General features: G+C 57.7%; 20 protein-coding genes. 13 read left to right on the top strand and 7 right to left on the bottom strand.

Translation table 11 applies throughout. The features are described from left to right. The first annotated feature begins 2 nt into the window (after positions 1-2). The 5 genes from ACZ9BB_RS14325 (at position 3) to ACZ9BB_RS14345 (ending at position 3,718) form a co-directional block, all read left to right on the top strand. On the top strand, positions 3-917 hold the full coding sequence (locus ACZ9BB_RS14325; RefSeq protein ID WP_476214339.1) for a copper resistance protein B: 915 nt from the start codon (positions 3-5) through the stop codon (positions 915-917). A gap of 55 nt (positions 918-972) precedes the next feature. After that, the gene (gene copC, locus ACZ9BB_RS14330; RefSeq protein ID WP_476214340.1) at positions 973-1,356 is read left to right on the top strand and encodes a copper homeostasis periplasmic binding protein CopC; all 384 of its coding nucleotides are present in this window, start codon (positions 973-975) and stop codon (positions 1,354-1,356) included. Between the two features lie 3 nt (positions 1,357-1,359). Then, positions 1,360-2,283 (top strand): copper homeostasis membrane protein CopD, encoded by a 924-nt coding sequence (gene copD / locus ACZ9BB_RS14335; protein WP_476214341.1) that lies wholly within the window; start codon positions 1,360-1,362, stop codon positions 2,281-2,283. Between the two features lie 148 nt (positions 2,284-2,431). Next, positions 2,432-2,773 (top strand): hypothetical protein, encoded by a 342-nt coding sequence (locus ACZ9BB_RS14340; protein ID WP_192343299.1) that lies wholly within the window; start codon positions 2,432-2,434, stop codon positions 2,771-2,773. Between the two features lie 153 nt (positions 2,774-2,926). Further along, positions 2,927-3,718, top strand: a complete 792-nt coding sequence (locus ACZ9BB_RS14345; protein ID WP_476214342.1) for a transporter substrate-binding domain-containing protein — start codon at positions 2,927-2,929, stop codon at positions 3,716-3,718. Positions 3,719-3,850: 132 nt separating this feature from the next. On the opposite strand, the gene ACZ9BB_RS14350 is transcribed toward ACZ9BB_RS14345, so the two are convergent. Then, a complete protein-coding gene (locus ACZ9BB_RS14350) occupies positions 3,851-4,048 on the bottom strand; it encodes a hypothetical protein (protein WP_476214343.1) in 198 nt (65 codons plus the stop codon). A gap of 445 nt (positions 4,049-4,493) precedes the next feature. Here ACZ9BB_RS14350 and ACZ9BB_RS14355 point away from each other — a divergent pair, with 445 nt between their 5' ends. The 3 genes from ACZ9BB_RS14355 (at position 4,494) to tal (ending at position 7,605) form a co-directional block, all read left to right on the top strand. Further along, complete coding sequence (locus tag ACZ9BB_RS14355; RefSeq protein ID WP_476214344.1) at positions 4,494-4,955, top strand: hemerythrin domain-containing protein; 462 nt, start codon at positions 4,494-4,496, stop codon at positions 4,953-4,955. 365 nt (positions 4,956-5,320) lie between these two features. Then, positions 5,321-6,316 (top strand): tRNA dihydrouridine(20/20a) synthase DusA, encoded by a 996-nt coding sequence (gene dusA / locus ACZ9BB_RS14360; RefSeq protein WP_476214345.1) that lies wholly within the window; start codon positions 5,321-5,323, stop codon positions 6,314-6,316. Between the two features lie 362 nt (positions 6,317-6,678). After that, on the top strand, positions 6,679-7,605 hold the full coding sequence (gene tal / locus ACZ9BB_RS14365) for a transaldolase (protein ID WP_476214346.1): 927 nt from the start codon (positions 6,679-6,681) through the stop codon (positions 7,603-7,605). A 178-nt stretch (positions 7,606-7,783) separates the two neighbouring features. Here the strand turns inward: tal and rssC are convergent, their stop codons facing one another. Beyond that, positions 7,784-8,266 (bottom strand): anti-sigma factor antagonist RssC, encoded by a 483-nt coding sequence (gene rssC / locus ACZ9BB_RS14370; protein ID WP_007897104.1) that lies wholly within the window; start codon positions 8,264-8,266, stop codon positions 7,784-7,786. Continuing rightward, positions 8,266-9,447 carry a two-component system response regulator RssB gene (gene rssB / locus ACZ9BB_RS14375; RefSeq protein ID WP_095633094.1) on the bottom strand — a complete coding sequence of 394 codons (1,182 nt, stop codon included), beginning with the start codon at positions 9,445-9,447 and terminating at the stop codon, positions 8,266-8,268. Before rssB ends, rssC begins: the two co-directional genes overlap by 1 nt. 277 nt (positions 9,448-9,724) lie before the next feature. On the opposite strand from rssB, the gene ACZ9BB_RS14380 reads away from it, so the two are divergent. Further along, positions 9,725-10,024, top strand: a complete 300-nt coding sequence (locus ACZ9BB_RS14380) for a PilZ domain-containing protein (RefSeq protein WP_476214347.1) — start codon at positions 9,725-9,727, stop codon at positions 10,022-10,024. Between the two features lie 72 nt (positions 10,025-10,096). Here the strand turns inward: ACZ9BB_RS14380 and ACZ9BB_RS14385 are convergent, their stop codons facing one another. After that, entirely contained in the window at positions 10,097-10,786 is a 690-nt protein-coding gene (locus ACZ9BB_RS14385; protein ID WP_476214348.1) for an MlaA family lipoprotein, read from the bottom strand. A gap of 175 nt (positions 10,787-10,961) precedes the next feature. On the opposite strand from ACZ9BB_RS14385, the gene ACZ9BB_RS14390 reads away from it, so the two are divergent. Beyond that, positions 10,962-11,582: an HAD family phosphatase gene (locus tag ACZ9BB_RS14390; RefSeq protein ID WP_476214349.1), complete on the top strand. Its 621-nt coding sequence runs from the start codon at positions 10,962-10,964 to the stop codon at positions 11,580-11,582. A gap of 110 nt (positions 11,583-11,692) precedes the next feature. Further along, the gene (locus tag ACZ9BB_RS14395; RefSeq protein WP_413697203.1) at positions 11,693-11,956 is read left to right on the top strand and encodes a DUF4404 family protein; all 264 of its coding nucleotides are present in this window, start codon (positions 11,693-11,695) and stop codon (positions 11,954-11,956) included. 106 nt (positions 11,957-12,062) lie between these two features. Here ACZ9BB_RS14395 and queF read toward each other — a convergent pair whose 3' ends face one another. Continuing rightward, positions 12,063-12,893, bottom strand: a complete 831-nt coding sequence (gene queF / locus ACZ9BB_RS14400; protein WP_476214350.1) for an NADPH-dependent 7-cyano-7-deazaguanine reductase QueF — start codon at positions 12,891-12,893, stop codon at positions 12,063-12,065. Positions 12,894-12,954: 61 nt separating this feature from the next. Further along, positions 12,955-13,491, bottom strand: coding sequence for a copper-resistant cuproprotein CopI (gene copI / locus ACZ9BB_RS14405; RefSeq protein ID WP_476214351.1), 537 nt, complete (start codon positions 13,489-13,491; stop codon positions 12,955-12,957). A gap of 155 nt (positions 13,492-13,646) precedes the next feature. Here copI and ACZ9BB_RS14410 point away from each other — a divergent pair, with 155 nt between their 5' ends. Further along, complete coding sequence (locus ACZ9BB_RS14410) at positions 13,647-14,327, top strand: heavy metal response regulator transcription factor (protein WP_447789135.1); 681 nt, start codon at positions 13,647-13,649, stop codon at positions 14,325-14,327. After that, positions 14,327-15,673 carry a heavy metal sensor histidine kinase gene (locus tag ACZ9BB_RS14415; protein ID WP_476214352.1) on the top strand — a complete coding sequence of 449 codons (1,347 nt, stop codon included), beginning with the start codon at positions 14,327-14,329 and terminating at the stop codon, positions 15,671-15,673. The genes ACZ9BB_RS14410 and ACZ9BB_RS14415 overlap by 1 nt, the downstream gene beginning before the upstream one ends. 53 nt (positions 15,674-15,726) lie before the next feature. Here ACZ9BB_RS14415 and ACZ9BB_RS14420 read toward each other — a convergent pair whose 3' ends face one another. Continuing rightward, on the bottom strand, positions 15,727-16,971 hold the full coding sequence (locus ACZ9BB_RS14420; RefSeq protein WP_476214353.1) for a lipoprotein-releasing ABC transporter permease subunit: 1,245 nt from the start codon (positions 16,969-16,971) through the stop codon (positions 15,727-15,729). Between the last annotated feature and the right edge of the window lies 1 nt (position 16,972).

The raw sequence follows: 16,972 nt of genomic DNA on the forward strand, positions 1-16,972 counted from the left end.
CCATGACCAGACTGAATCGCTCTACCGGCCTCGCCTTGGCGCTCGCTGGCCTCACGGTTTCTTCGGCGATGGCCGCTACCGACGGCATGCAGAACATGGATCACAGCCAGATGCAGGGCATGGATCACAGCCAGATGCAGGGCATGGATCACAGCCAAATGCAGAGCATGGACGACGGCCAGATGCAGCCCGCCGCGCCCACCCAAAGCCGCACGCCGATCCCGGCATTGACCGACGCCGACCGCGCCGCCGTGTATGTCAGCCCCGCTGGCCACAGCGTGCATGACAGCGTGCTCAACTATTACTTGCTCGCCGACAAACTCGAATGGCAGGACGCCGACGACGGCAGCGCCCTGGCCTGGGATTTGTCCGGCTGGATCGGCGGCGACATCGATCGCCTGTGGATTCGTTCCGAAGGCGAACGCGTCAACGGCAAGACCGAAGACGCCGAAATCCAGGCCCTCTGGGGCCATGCCATCTCGCCGTGGTGGGACGTAGTGACTGGCGTGCGCCAGGATTTCAAACCCGGCGCCCCGCAAACCTGGGCCGCGCTAGGCCTGCAAGGCATGGCGCTGTACAACTTCGAAGCCGAGGCCACGGCCTTCATCGGCGAAGGCGGCCAGACTGCTGCACGCCTTGAAGGTGACTACGACATTCTGCTCACCAATCGGCTGATCTTGCAGCCGACCGCCGAGCTTAACGTCTACGGCAAAAACGACCCGCAACGGGGCATCGGCTCCGGGCTGTCGAACACCGAAGCCGGCCTGCGCCTGCGCTATGAAATCCGCCGGGAATTCGCGCCCTACATCGGCGTGACCTGGAACCGCACCTACGGCAAAACCGCCGACTACGCCGCAGACGAAGGCGAGGACCGCAGCGAAGCCCGCCTGGTTGTCGGCGTTCGGCTGTGGTTCTAAACGCTTCAACTCAAAAACCTAAAAAACAACCGCTTAAAGCGGTAAGAGGCCTTGCATGCGCACCATCAAAACCACCGCTGTCGCCATCGCACTTTCCACCGGGCTGCTGATGAGCGCACTGGCTCAAGCCCACCCGAAACTGCTCTCCTCCACCCCGGCTGAAGGCGCGGACGGCGCAGCGCCCAGCAACATCGAACTGCACTTCTCCGAAAACCTCATGACCCAATTCTCCGGCGCCAAACTGGTCATGACCGAAATGCCCGGCATGGCCCACTCACCCATGCCGATGAAAGCCAAAGTCTCCGGCGGCAGCGACCCGAAAACCATGCTCATCACCCCGCTCTCGCCACTGCCCACCGGCAGCTACAAAGTCGAATGGCGCGCCGTGTCTTCAGACACTCACCCGATCACCGGCAACGTTACGTTCAAAGTGAAGTGATTGATGAGCGACTCGGTCAGCATTGCCCTGCGCTTTGCTTTGTATGTGGATTTGCTGCTGTTGTTTGGGGTGGCGCTCTTTGGGCTGTACAGCCTTAAAGGACAGGAACGGCTGTCGGGAGCGGTGTTGCCGTTTCGGTCGATATTGGCCGGAACAGCGGTGCTGGGTGTGATGTTGTCCGTCGCCAGCATGGTGATGATGGCGAGTGCCATGAGCGGTGAAACGGACTTCGCCGAGCTGCGTCCGCACATCGAGATGATGCTGTTGGAGACGGACGTCGGGCTGGCTTGGGTAGTTCGCATTGTCGCGCTGGTCGTCACGGGTTTAGCCGTGATGCTCCGTGCTTCTGGTTTCAGTTTATGGATTGCAGCGTTTGCCGGCGGTGTTGCCGTCGCCAGCCTGGCTTGGAGCGGGCATGGGGCGATGGATGAAGGCAGTCGTCGTTTTTGGCATTTCTCGGTGGACATTCTGCACTTGCTGGCGGCTGGGGCATGGCTTGGCGCGTTATTAGCGTTTGTGCTGATGGCCAAGATCAATGCTCTGCAGACTGAAGAACGCATCAAGTTGTTGGCCCGCGCTGTTAATCGATTTGAGGTGATTGGCGCGGTCATCGTGGTGGTCATCACGGTGACGGGGGTGGTGAATTATCTGTTCATCGTTGGGCCGAAACTGGATGAGGTATTTCTCAGTACTTACGGGGTTTTGCTGTTTATCAAAGTGGTGCTGTTTGCAGGGATGCTCGTGCTTGCCGCGTTGAACAGGTTTCACCTTGGGCCGTTTTTGGAGCGGTCGTTGCGGGATGGGCAATACGCCGTCGCCGCTAATGCGTTGCGGCGTAGCGTGGTGGTGGAATTAGCGGCTGCGGTGGTGATTGTGGGGTTGGTGGCCTGGTTGGGGACGTTGAGTCCGCAGATGGACGCTCTGTAGGGAATGAAGCATCCGATGACCGGCCAGGCAGTCAGTGGACAGGGTGAGAGTCCTTTACTAGCGTCTAACCACCAGATTTCAAGCCATGGGGTTCAACACCCAAGCGCCAAGGTGAAAATGCGGCGCAATTATCGAAAGGAGATCGAAAATGGCTGAAGTAATGAAAGTGGTGGATGTCGAGTTAAAGTTACTTAAATCAAACCCGCCGCAGCTACACATATCGGCAATTGGCCTGGTGAATTCTGGTGGATGGACAAACCCGAGACTGGAGCCGCGGATTTACATTCAGTTCCCACCAGACGGCATTCAAGACTTCGATTTTGTTGCTGATCCGCCCCAAGGGGCTGCTATACAGGTCATCCTTCCCATCGACGCATCAAAACTTTGGAAAGAGCCGCCACTCGATAAACTCAAGGGAGTAAGAGTCCACTCTGCCAGCAACTCGATTGAAGCGCATCTTAAGAGTTCGAAGTCCGTGGCTTGTGGATAAACACTAATGTGGAGGGATACGTGTCGGGCCTTGCCTGACACGTATCATGCGCTGGAGTGAATGGGCTATTGGGACGGTGGATGACAGTCAAGAAGTGCTTTCACTACACTGACTACCGCTTGAAACCCACTCCATCACAAAAGCCCGATAACAATGAAAACCATAAAAAGCACAATGATGCTCTGTGGCCTGCTGGCTCTATCCTGCGGCGCTCAGGCAGAGCAAAGCCCTTCGCACCTGGACACCGTCCTGCAACAAGGCCAACTTCGCGTTTGCACCACAGGCGACTACAAACCCTATACCTTCAAAGGTGAAGACGGCGAATACTCAGGCATCGACATCGCCATGGCCCGCTCACTGGCCGACAGCCTGGGGGCGAAGGTCGAGTGGGTCCAGACCACCTGGAAAACCCTGATGCCCGACATGCTCGCGGGCAAATGCGACATCGGCGTCGGCGGCATCTCCGTCACCCTTGAACGTCAGAAAAAAGCCTTCTTCAGCACAACGCTGGATGTCGACGGCAAAATCCCGCTGGTGCGCTGCGAAGATCAGGCGAAATACCAAAGCATCGAACAAATCAACCAACCTTCGGTTCGCCTGGTCGAACCAGCCGGCGGTACCAACGAAGCCTTCGTTCACGCCTTCCTGCCCAAAGCGCAATTGCAGCTTCACGACAACGTGACCATCTTTCAGGAGCTGCTTGATAGGAAAGCCGACGTGATGATCACCGACGCCTCGGAAGCGCTCTACCAACAGAAACTCAAACCGGGCCTGTGCGCCGTCAACCCGACGCAATACATGCAGTATGGCGAGAAGGCCTACCTGCTGCCGCGCGACGACATTAGCTGGAAGTTGTATGTCGATCAGTGGCTGCACCTGGCCAAAGTGACAGGGAATTACCAGAAAATTCTGGGTCAGTGGATCGCAATACCAGAGGCTAAATAGCTCGCCGCGACACATTCCGTGTAGCAGCTGGCGAAGCCTGCGTCCGGCTGCGCAGCAGTCGCACAACCAGAACCCGCGGTGCATGAGACAGATCACGCAACGACTGAGGTGTTTTCGCAGCTGCGTCACCCCTTAGTCGTGCAGCAACCCCGAGCTGTACTCATTAAAGCTGTTGCCAATCGCGCTCCCGCCAAAGTTCACCTTGTTGGGGCTATGGCCATCGAACGATTGGCACCCTTCTGAAAAACACGTGCTGGTGCTCATACCCGAGCAAGCGCTCAAGAGCAAAGCACCGGTGATCAGCACGACTTTGAAGAGGTTCGAGATCATTTTTCAGTTTCCTGTGGGCTGGAAGCGTGGCGACACAACCTAAACATCCTATGCCGCAAGACCGCCAAACTTGATGAAACATTGCTGAGTGACAGCATTTGTTCAGCTTGCACGTATTCTGCCGCCCCATACGAATCACTCGATAAAAAAAGCTCGACGAAGCCGCCGAGTGCGCCCTCAAAAATGACTCCAATTGGCAGCTCCCCACCAGGAGCGCAGCTGCCGACAGATCAAATAGCGCATATAAACATACGCTTGATATTTCAATTTCTTCCAAGGGTGGCAAGTTCCCCAAGGTGAGAGCCTTGTGCTCGCCTATACTGAAAATTAAATAGTACTGGCAAGCGCGTTTCGCAAGGTATTGATATTTAAAGGTGTAGGTACCCTCGGGATACCGGTTAAAAAATATCTTTCTGTGATGGTTTGGTCGTGACGAGGATTTGATATGCATGTCTTATTGAAAGAACTTCAGGCCTATCATCATGAAGTGGCCATGAAAATTACTCAGATCAAAGAATTGCTGAAGAAAATGAGACATGAATCCGATGGGGATGATGACTGCAAACTGTCGTTGTTCAAAATACTGGAGACCTTGCATGGTGATGCAGAGCGACATCACCATGAAAATGAAGAACTTATTCGGCTGGCCTTGCTAACGACTGAGGCACCGATCCACCAACGGGTCAAGGATATCGAGCGAGATCATCAAGCATTTGGGCGCATTGCCGGACAGTTGAAGACGTTGGAGGACACAATTCAGGAAACGAGAGTAATTGCTGACACCATCGATGATTTCATCAAAAAATATTACGATCATATGGACGCTGAGGAAAATATTTTCTTTCCGGCTGCAGATAAGTGGTTGTCAGACAACCAGTGGCAAGAAATCAAGCATCAATGGCATTAATTGGAACTCAACGTACACCTTAAAAATCTAGCTACTACTCAGTACTTGACCTCACTAAGCAATTATTCGGATACACAGTACTAACTTACTGGGGTGTCCGCATATTGACTGCTTCTCGTTGCAAGTCCCTTCGCTTTGGCGCCTGTGCCGACTACAAAAAAATCCAAGGTTATTGACCAATGGCCATACAGTGCAACATAACGTTTGCACTGGGGACATGTTTATTTACTCGTGCCAAGTCGCTCACCCCCTCCCGTTCCTGTGCTCACTCTCTCGACTACCTCCGCTAGACTCACCTGAACCCCGCAAGCCCAATCCTGATAAACTCCCCCCACCTCCCAGCCTCACCCATTCCAGAAACGCCAATGCCCCTAATCACCGCCACACCCGCCCCACTCTCCCGCCGCTTTTCCGTCGCACCGATGATGGATTGGACCGACCGCCACTGCCGCTTTTTCCTACGCCTACTCTCCAAACACGCCCTCCTCTACACCGAAATGGTCACCACCGGCGCGCTCCTTAATGGCGACCATGACCGCTTCCTGCGTCACAACGAAGCCGAACACCCGCTCGCCCTGCAACTCGGCGGCAGTGTCCCGCTAGACCTGGCCGCCTGCGCCCGCATGGCCCAGGAACACGGTTACGACGAGGTAAACCTGAATGTCGGCTGCCCGAGTGATCGGGTGCAGAACAATATGATCGGCGCGTGCCTGATGGGGCATCCGCAGTTGGTGGCTGATTGTGTGAAGGCGATGCGCGATGCGGTGTCGATTCCGGTGACGGTGAAGCATCGGATCGGGATTAATGGGCGGGACAGTTACGAGGAGCTGTGTGATTTCGTCGGTACGGTTCGGGATGCGGGGTGCACAAGTTTTACGGTGCATGCGCGGATTGCGATTCTGGAGGGGTTGTCGCCGAAGGAGAACCGCGATATTCCGCCTCTGCGCTATGACGTGGCGGCGCGGTTGAAGGCGGATTTTCCGGAGTTGGAGATTATTCTCAACGGCGGGATCAAGACGCTGGAGGCCTGTCACGAGCATTTGCAGACGTTCGACGGTGTGATGCTGGGCCGTGAGGCGTATCACAATCCTTATGTGATGGCTGAGGTGGATCAGCAACTGTTCGGCAGCACGGCGCCGGTGATCAGCCGGGCCGAGGCGCTGGCGCAGTTGCGTCCCTATATCGCCGAGCATCTGCTGGCGGGAGGGTCGATGCACCACATCACTCGGCATGTGCTGGGGTTGGGCACCGGATTTCCGGGGGCGAGGAAGTTTCGGCAGTTGTTGTCGGTGGATATTCACAAGGCCAAAGAGCCTTTGGCGTTGCTGGATCAGGCGGCGGAATTGTTGGAGGGGCGTTGATCCCCCATTGCTCGTTCGTAGGCTTCGCGCGTCGGTGACCGCGTTTTGTCTCGTTAGAAAATGGCAGCTTTGAAATCGTGGCCGTCGCTTGTTCGGCCCGAGCGCTCAAAGGTCTAATACGCAAACCGGCCAGGCAAAATCGGTAAGCATTGAGGACATGGCCCAAGCCGGTCAGGCACGCTAACCGTCACCTCCATTGAACCTGCCCCCCATTTCAGCATCGTATTTACCGATACCACGCCCCGCCTTTCAAACATCCGCATTCAGGATGTTGCCACCGGGACCATTGAGACGTACATGCGCCCTTGAGTGGCTGTCAGCGCTCGGGTAATGTCATTAGACCCATAGGACAGAGCACGCCCATGACTTCCAAGCTGGAACAACTCAAACAAATGACCACCGTGGTTGCCGACACCGGCGACTTCGAAGCAATCGCTCGCGTTAAACCCGTGGACGCTACCACCAACCCTTCCCTGCTGCTCAAAGCGGCGGCCATTCCCGGTTATGCCGAGTTGCTGAACGCGTGCGTTCACGACTGCAAGGGCGATGTGGGCCTGGCCAGTGACCGTTTTGGCGTTGCGGTAGGGCAAGAGATTCTGAAGGTTGTACCGGGTCGTATTTCCACCGAGGTGGATGCGCGCCTGTCGTTCGACACTGACGCCGTATTGAAGCGTGCGCACCGTCTGATCGACCTGTACGAAAAGGCCGGCGTTGGCCGTGACCGCGTGCTGATCAAGATCGCTTCGACCTGGGAAGGCATTCGCGCTGCCGAGAAGCTGGAAAAGGAAGGCATTCAGACCAACCTGACGTTGCTGTTCTCCTTCGCTCAGGCTGCGGCTTGTGCTGACGCTGGGGTTTTCCTGATTTCGCCGTTCGTGGGCCGTATCTACGACTGGTACAAGAAGGCCACCGGCAACGACTACACCGGCGCGGATGATCCGGGCGTGCAGTCGGTGACGCGTATCTACAACTACTACAAGGCCAATGACTACAAGACTGTAGTGATGGGCGCGAGCTTCCGTAATCTGAATCAGATCGAGCAGTTGGCCGGTTGTGATCGGTTGACCATCAGCCCGGATCTGCTGGAGAAGCTGGCGGCGGATACTGGCAAACTGGAGCGCAAATTGGCACCGGGGCATGCCGGTGAAGCACGTCTGAGCCTGAATGAAGCGCAGTTCCGTTGGTTGTCCAACGAGGATGCGATGGCAACCGAGAAGCTGGCTGAGGGGATTCGTCAGTTTGCTCGGGATCAGGAAAAGCTTGAGGCGTTGTTGCAGGCCAAGCTGTGATTTGAGTTAGCTGGATGCAAAAAGGGCGAACCTTGGGTTCGCCCTTTTTTTGCGTTGAATTTAGGTAGTGGGCTTTGTGCCTGGAAGGTGTGGTGATTGCTATGGCGCTTTCGCGGGCAAGCCCGCTCCCACAGGGGATTTGTGGTGGGGCCTGTCAGGCCCAAGCGGCTTCAGGAGATCAGTGACGCTCCAGAGCGTTCACCAGGTCATGAAACGCCTCACGATTGGAGTCGTTCAGGCCCATGAGGATTTTGTGCGCTTCGAGGACTTTGACCCGCACCACTTCTTCGGACTGGTCCTGGTCTGGCAGGTCGGTCAGGCATTCAGGGCAAGGGATTGGGCGGTCAACGATGTTGAACACTTGCTCGAAGCCCATGGACTGCAGCAGACGGGTGATGTCTTCGTGGGTGGTGACGACGGTCGGCAGCAGGCCGACCTTTTGCCGAGACAGAATCGACAACTTGGCCAACAGGCCCAGGGTGGTGCTGTCGATGCTGCGGGTTTCGGTCAGGTCGATCACGATGGCGTTGAAATTCAACGCGGTGAAGATCCGCTCAATAGTTGCATCCAACGCCGAACACAGGGTCAGGCGAACTTCACCGACGAACTTCAGGACGAAGGTGCCGTCCTGCTCGGCGAACTGGATTCTACCGGTACTCATTAAAGATTCCTGCTCAACACCAACAGGGCGATATCATCCGGCATCTCCCCTAGCGTGGCCAATCCAAAAACCTGGCGCAGACCATCCAGGCTGCCGCCCGCCGCTTTCACCCGTTGAGGTAAAGCAGCTTCTTTATCTTTGAGTGTGGGTTCTGGCAAAAGGTCCAGAATGCCATCAGACATCAGCGTCAGGCTGAACACTGGCGGCAGCTCCAGTACGTGGTCTTCGTAGGTGGCTTCGTTGAAGAGGCCCACCGGCAGACCGCGCCCTTCCAGGTAACGAACACTGTCTGGCGTGTACAACACAGGCAACGGCAGATGACCGCCGATGCTATAGGTCAACAAACCTGTCTCCTCGTCGATGACTCCACCGACCATCGTGACGTGTTTACCCAGCTTACAACTGATCAGCCCCCGGTTGATATGACCAAGGACTTCTGAAGGCTTGAATTCCGGCAACGTACCGTTGCGCTTGGATTCGAACAGCAAGCGCGTGGTCATGAACTTCAGCAGTACGGTGACGAAGGCTGAAGAGGCGCCATGGCCGGAAACGTCCGCCAGGTAGAACGCTACCCGACGCTCGTCGACCCGAAAGTAGTCGACGAAATCACCCGACAGGTACAGCGACGGAATGATCTGGTGAGCAAACTGGAACTCGTGGATGCTCCAGGGGCTGACCGGCAGCATGTTCATCTGCACCTGGCGACCGGCGTTCTGGTCTTCCTGGAGCAGGTTCAGGCTGGCTTCAAGCTCACGGTTGGCCTTCTCCAGCTTCTCGCGGTAGCGCTGGTTCTCCAGCAGCAGGCGCGCACGATCCAGGGCCCGGCGCACGGAGTGCTCGAGTACAGCCAGATCTTCGAGAGGCTTGATCAGGTAGTCCGCCGCGCCCAGGCGCAGCGCCTCGACCGCGTCGTTCATCACACCGGCGCCCGATACCACGATCACCGGGGTTTGCGGCGACAGCTCGGTGACCTGGCGAATGAGTTCGAGTCCGCCCATCTGCGGCATGCGCAGATCGCAGATGACCAAATCGGGCTTGTCTTGCTCGAATACCTGAAGACCCTGCTGGCCATTGCTGGCCTGCAGGACACTGAAACCACTGTCTTCCAAGTAGGCCGCGAGGCTCGCGCGCACTACTTCGTCATCATCGATTATCAGCAGCGTGGCACTGGTTTTTGGCATGTGGGCAAACGGCGCCAGAATTAGGTTGGCGTAGCAGGCTGGGCATTTTTACCCCGCGCACACTACTGGATTCGCTTTCTAGCCTCTCTGCCGCACCGTTTTCGAGCGTCTGCCCTACTCACAGGTCCACCAAAGGTGCCCTTCTAAGGCGCAGACGGTACTCCCATCCGCGAGGCGTTTCAAGCTCACGCCGATGGTCGCTTGACGTCTTTACTTGTCAAATCACCGAGAGTTATAAGAACAGGCAAAACCGTAACCCAAAGGAAGGATCGAGCCCATGAGCCAAAGCGATCGGGACTACAGCGAAAAGCGCGATTTCATCCGCATGCGGGTCGATGCCGATGTATCGCTAATCCATGAAGGCGACGAGGTCCCAGCCGTTTGCATTGACCTTTCCAGCAGTGGCATGCAGGTTGAAGCGCCCCGCTTGTTCAAGGTCGGTGACAGGCTCAGCGTACGGATCGACTCCGACCACGCGGCATTGAAAGGCCTTGAGGCCGACACCGAGGTGGTGTGGGTGAAAGAACTGGACGGTGGCAGCCAGAAACTCGGGCTTACAATCCTGAAGATGAAATAGCCCGATTTAACCTGCGAGCCAAACGAAAGAAGGCGGCCAAATGGCCGCCTTCTTTCGTTTTACCGGTCGAGATTAAAAATCGTCTTCGACCTTACCGTCCTTGACTCTGAATTCGCGATTTTGCAGGTATGCGTTGCGAATAAAGGTGTATTTGTCGCCAGTGACCAGTTTCTCGGCCGACAGCAGGCTGGCGCGGGTGTCAACGATGTTCAGGCCGAAGATCGAGTTACGCACCGGCACGTCGTTGATATAGCGGTACGGACCGGTGTAGCCGTCAACATACTTGGAAGGCGCATCACGCAAGGTGCTTGGGCCCAGCAGTGGCAGCATCACGTACGGACCGCTGCCCACGCCCCAGTAACCGAGGGTCTGGCCGAAGTCTTCGTCGTTGCGGTGCAAGCCCATTTGGGTGCCTACGTCGAAGAAGCCCAACAAGCCGAAGGTGGTGTTGAAAATCAAGCGTGCGGTGTCGACGCCAGCTGCAGCGGGCTTGGCCTGCAACACATCGTTGGCAAGGTTGGTCACGTCGCCGACGTTGCGGAACATGTTGTGGATGCCGTCTTCCAGAAACTGCGGCGTGACGAACTGGTAGCCCTGAGCCAAGGGTTTCAGTGCGTAGGTGTCGACAAAATCGTTGAACTTGTAGATCGGGCGGTTGATGCTTTCCCAAGGATCTTCTTCCGTGGCAGCCTGCGCCGCGAACGGAACCAGCAATACGCCGGCACATACACAAAGCTGAGCGAGTCGATTGCTCCAGCGCATAGAGAAACTCCTTGGATTTACTGGCGCGAGAGCATGGCCCTGGCGCAAAAGCCGCTAGTATATGACGGAAAATCCGGTTTAGGCAGCATCGTGCGCGATGGTGAGCGATCCACATCAGTGTCACTCAACTGTCACCGTCCACGAATAGCCTTGTCGCTATTTCAGGGACGTTTCCATGCCGCATGCCGAAGCCTCGCCCCTTGCCGTACCGAGTCTGACCGCCGTGCTGTTCGGCCTCAGTGGTTGCCTGGTGGATTTCGGCGCCCGCACGCGCCAGCACGACGCTGTTTCTGCCGAGTATACCGAAGTTACGCCCGGCGCCCTGGATAGCCTGTCCAGCTTGCAGCGCCAACAGATTCCCTGCGCCTGGCTCGATGAACTACCCCCTGCCCTCAGCCACTCTCTGGCCGCGGCACTCCCGGCGTGGATCAAACCTTCGCAACACTCGGAAACAATCAATCCGTGGCCGGCCCCAAATGCTTGCTGGCAAGCCTTGATGGCGCTGAATGTCGAGTGTCTGGATGGCTGTGTGCTGGTCAGCGGCGAACCGCGTCTTCTGCAATCGGGCCTGAATGCCGGGTTGTGGACCATAGGCCTGGCGTCCTGCGGCTCGCTGTGCGGGCTGCCGCCGAGCGAATGGCAGGCCTTGAGCCAAAAGGAACGGGAACACCTGCGCGGCAAGGCGACGATGCAGTTGTTTGGCCTGGGCGTGCATTCGGTGATTGATCATCTGGGTGAACTCGACACTTGCCTGGCCGATATCAGCCTGCGTCGACTCAAGGGCGAAAAGCCCTGATCGAGATCATGCAGGTTGCCCGGGAGTGGATTAATCTAAAGGTCAGCCATAGACCTTTGGCGCGCTGCCGCGGTCTATGCCAGTGCCTACCGATAAAAGGAAGAACGCCCATGCCCGCCCGCGAACTGCAAGAACAGCTCAATAAACTGCGCGAGCAATTGGAACAGAATCCACCGCTGACCGAAGCCGAGCGCGAAGACCTGCACGCGCTGATGCAACAAATCGAACTCGAGCTTGAGCTGGAAACCAAAACCCAGGACACCAACCTCGCCGACAATGTGAATCTTGCCGTCGAGCGCTTCGAACTTGAACATCCCACCCTTGCCGGCACCTTGCGCAACATCGTGCAAGCCTTGGGCAACATGGGGATCTGAACCCACCAGATGCAAAAAAGCCCCGCTATCGATAGCGGGGCTTTTTCATATCCGGGATTTGCAAATGCAACCCCTGTGGAAGCGAACCTGCTCCCACCTTGGTTCTTTATTGACGAACCAGGCGATGGTTCGGCAGTTGCACTTCTTCAGTGCTGCGATACGGGTTGATGTCCAACCCACCACGCCGCACATACCGCGCGTACACCGTCAATTTCTCCGGTTTCAGCAGCCGCTGCAGGTCGAGGAAAATCCGCTCCACGCACTGCTCATGAAAATCCGAGTGCTGACGGAAACTCACGATGTACTCCAGCAAACTCGCGTGATCCAGCGCCGCGCCACGATACTCCACCGCTACACTGCCCCAGTCCGGCTGGCTGGTGACCGGGCAGTTGGATTTGAGCAAATGGCTGTGCACGCGCTCTTCAACAATGCGCGAATCATCACAACGCAGCAGTTCCGGACGCGGATGCTCATAATTGCTGACGCTGATGTCCAGCTCATCGATGCACACACCCGGCAACGCCACGACGCCTTCTGCCTCTACGTCTTTCAGACTGCGAATGCGCACGCCCACCGGTTTACCGGCAGCCGCCGAGAGGTCTTTGACCAGCGTCGCTTCAAGGCTCGCGGTATCGGCAAACGCAGTTTGGTTCAGCGAGTTGAGGTACAGCTTGAAGGACTTCGACTCGATGATATTCGGCGAGTCCGCCGGGATACTGAATTCGCCAATCGCCACCACGGGCTTGCCGGACGGCAACAGCCACGACAGCTCGAAGCAATTCCAGAAGTCCACGCCCTTGTACGGCAGGGTTTGCGCGGTCAGGCCAAGCTCGGCCCATTTCGCGGTGCGCGGGATCGGAAACAGCAACGACGGCGTGTAGGTGGCGATGTATTCGCTGGATTTGCCCAGCGGCGAGTGTTCGGCTGCGGGATGCATGGCGGAAACCTGACTGAAGAATCAGCGGATTCTACCAGCCTTTGCTCCCGCCTTTGAGTGCTTACTGACTGACTGTCAGTTTGCCGACCATACCGGCCTGATAGTGACCGGGAACATTGCAGGCAAATTCCAGGTTGGTGGCTTTGGTGAAGGTCCAGGTCAGTTCGACGGTTTTGCCAGGCTCCACCAGCACACTGTTCGGGTCATCGTGCTTCATACCATGCCCTTCAGAAGCATGGTCCATTGCGGCCATAGAGCCGTGGTCCATGGCCTTCATGCCTGTAGGCATCAGCATGCCGCTTTGTTGCATCTGGAGCATTTCCTGCTGATGCCTGGCATGCATCGCTGCATCGCCGAGGTTGAATTCATGCAGCAACTGGCCTTTATTCACCAGTACAAAGCGAATGGTCTCACCGGCCTTGATCTCGATGGCTTTCGGATCGAACGACATATCGCCCATTACCACTTCAACGCTACGGGTAGCCTGGGCGGCCGGGGCCGGTTGACCGAAGTCGTAGGTCTGCGCCGGCGAGGCCTCAAGCCCTACACTCAGTGTCAGCAAGCAAGCGGCCAGTACCAGACGATTTCGCAAAAACATAGTCGTACTCCAACAAGATGAGGTTCAGCTTGTGGGAAACTCTAACCCGCAGGTACTGCCACCCACCTGACAAGCAGATTACAACTTTGTCAGGTTCTCCTGCACTGGCATCACCCACGGTATAACGCACCTGTACCAACTGCCCCGAGCCGCCCATGAAACTGCTGATTGTCGAAGACCAACCAAAAACCGGCCACTACCTGCGCCAGGGCCTGACCGAGGCCGGTTTCAACACCGAACTGGTGGCCGACGGCAGCACCGGTCAGCAACTGGCCTTGAGCGGCGATTACGCCCTGTTGATTCTCGATGTGATGCTGCCCGGTCGCGATGGCTGGCAGATTCTGCAAGCGGTACGCGGCGCTGGCCTGGACACGCCGGTACTGTTTCTTACAGCCCGAGACGCTGTGGAGGACCGGGTTCACGGCCTCGAACTGGGCGCCGACGACTATCTGGTCAAGCCTTTCGCCTTCTCCGAACTGCTGGCCCGGGTTCGCAGCCTGCTGCGCCGCGGCAGTACCACGCCTCAAGAAACCAGCCTGCAACTGGCCGACTTGCGCCTGGACCTGATCCGTCGCCGGGTCGAGCGCAACGGTCAACGCATCGACCTCACCGCCAAGGAATTCGCCCTGCTGGAAATGCTCCTGCGGCGCCAGGGCGAAGTGCTGCCCAAGTCGCTGATCGCTTCCCAAGTGTGGGACATGAATTTCGACAGCGACACTAACGTCATCGAGGTGGCAATCCGTCGCTTGCGCCTGAAGATCGACGACGATTTCCCGAATAAATTGATCCACACCGTGCGCGGCATGGGTTACGTCCTTGAAGAGCGTCCTGCCTGATGCGCCGACTTTCATTGAGTAGCCGCCTGGCACTGCTGTTTGCGGCCTGCACCGCCGTGGTGTCGTTGTTTGCCGGAGTGTTGTTCAGCCGCGCCAGCGAGGCGCACTTTGTCGAGCTGGATCAGCAGTTGCTCGACGGCAAACTGATTGGTCTGCGCCGGGCGCTGGATGACATTCGGCCCAGCGAAACCGAGGCCAGGCTGGCCGATGAATTGAGCCGACAAGCCGATCTCTCGCTGCAAATCACCGGCAGTGACGGCCAACGGTTGTACGACAGCTCGGCCCGCTTACCCAAAGATCTGCCGCGCCAGCCAGGCCTGTCCACGGTGAGCGATGACGGCACCGACTACCGCGTCCTGAATGCGCCGCTGTTCCTCGACAAACCCGACTCACCGCAACTGACGCTGCTGCTGGACATCACCCATCACCAACACTTTCTGCAGCGTATGCAGCACCTGATCTGGCTGACGGTCGGATTGTCGGCGCTGGCCACCGCCCTGCTCGGTGCCTGGGCGGCGCGCAGTGGGTTGCGCCCGTTGCGACGCATGAGTGCGGTCGCCAGCGGCGTTTCGGCGCAATCACTCAATGCCCGCCTGCCAGAAGCAGACATGCCGTCGGAGCTCGCGGAAATGGCCCACAGCTTCAACGCCATGCTCGGACGCCTCGATGACTCTTTTCAGCGGCTCTCGGCGTTTTCCGCCGATATCGCCCATGAACTGCGCACACCGCTGTCGAACCTGCTGACCCATACCCAGGTCACCCTCACCCGCCCTCGCCCCATCGAGGATTACCGCGAAGCGCTGCACAGCAACCTCGAAGAACTGCAATGGATGGCGCAACTGGTCAACGACATGTTGTACCTGGCCAAGGCTGACCACGGTTTGCTGATGCCCAAGCGCGAACCGCTGGAACTGGCGGAAGAAACGGATGTGCTACTGGAGTTTTTTGCGCCGCTGGCCGAGGACGCTCAAGTGAAGTTGAGTCGGGACGGTCATGCAAGCCTGCAGGGCGACCGCAGCATGTTGCGCCGGGCACTGTCCAATTTGCTGGACAATGCATTGCGGTTTACCCCGGCCAATGGCGAGGTGCGGGTGAAGATTGTCGAGCAGCCGAACGGCTTGAGCCTGATTGTTGAAAACAATGGGGACGGGATTTCCGAAGACTTGTTGCCGCGTTTGTTTGACCGCTTCTACCGGGCAGACCCTGCGCGTCGTGAAGGTAGCAGTGAGCATGCGGGGTTGGGGCTGGCGATTACCCAGTCGATCATCCGCGCCCACGGCGGGCAGATTCGTTGCGAATCGGATAAGGGGTGGACGCGGTTTGTGATTGAGTTGCCGAAGGATTGAGGCCAGCAGGGCCGGCCCCTTCGCGGGCAAGCCCGCGATAGCAGTCTACAGGCTTACGAATACCGCAATGCGGTAGCCGGCTCGACTTTCGCCGCCCGCCACGCCGGGTACACCGTCGCCAAAAAACTCATGATGAAACCGGCGGAACAAATCAATAACACATCCGTCCCTTGCAATTCGGACGGCAAGTTACTGACAAAATACACATCGGAACTGAAGATGTGCTGCCCGCTCACCCGCTCCATCCAGCCCACCAGCTCACTGACGTTCAGCGCCGCGATCACGCCCAGCACGCCGCCAATCAAGGTGCCGACAATCCCGATCACCGTGCCCTGGACCATGAAGATTGCCATGATCTGCCGCGGCGTGGCGCCAATGGTACGCAGGATCGCGATGTCCGCGCCCTTGTCGTTCACCACCATGATCAGGGTGGCGATGATGTTGAACGCCGCCACGGCGACGATCATCAGCAACAGCAGGCCGATCATGGTTTTTTCCATCTTCATCGCGCTGAACAGGCTGCCCTGGGTGTGGGTCCAGTCGTCAGCCTTGTAAGCGGCACCCAAACCGGTCGCGATATCGCTCGACACTTGCGGCGCGGCGTACAGATCCTTCACCGCCAGGCGCACGCTCTGCACCTGATTCGGCTGCCAGTGCTGCATCTGCGCGGCATCGGCGACGTGGATCAGCGCCATAGAACCGTCCAGTTCGGCGCCGACCTTGAACACCCCCACCACGTTCAGCCGCTGCATGCGCGGGGTGATGCCACCCGGAGCAGTACTGACTTCCGGCACGATCAGGGTGATTTTGTCGCCGACGTTCAAGCGAAAACGCCGCGCGGTGATTTCACCCAAGACCACGCCAAACTCGCCCGGCTTCAAGGCGTCGAGACGCCCCTGAACGATGTGTTTGGCAACAATCGACACCTTGCCTTCCAGCGCCGGGTCGACACCGCTGACCTGGATCGGCTGCATCGTGCCCTTGTAGGACAGCATGCCTTCCATCTCGGTAAGCGGCACCGCCGCCGTCACTTCTGGATTCTTCATTGCCGCGGCGGCCACCGGCTGCCAATCGTCGATAGGGTTCGCGCCGACGATGGTCGCGTGGGGCACCATGCCGAGGATGCGCGAGCTCATTTCGCGCTGGAAGCCGTTCATCACCGACAACACCACGATCATCGCCAGCACGCCCAGGGCGAGGCCGATCATCGAGGTCATCGAGATGAAGGAAACAAAGCGATTGCGGCGCTTGGCGCGGGTATAGCGCGTGCCGATAAAGATCGATAACGGTCTGAACATT

The organism is Pseudomonas sp. TE3552, assembly GCF_056278945.1.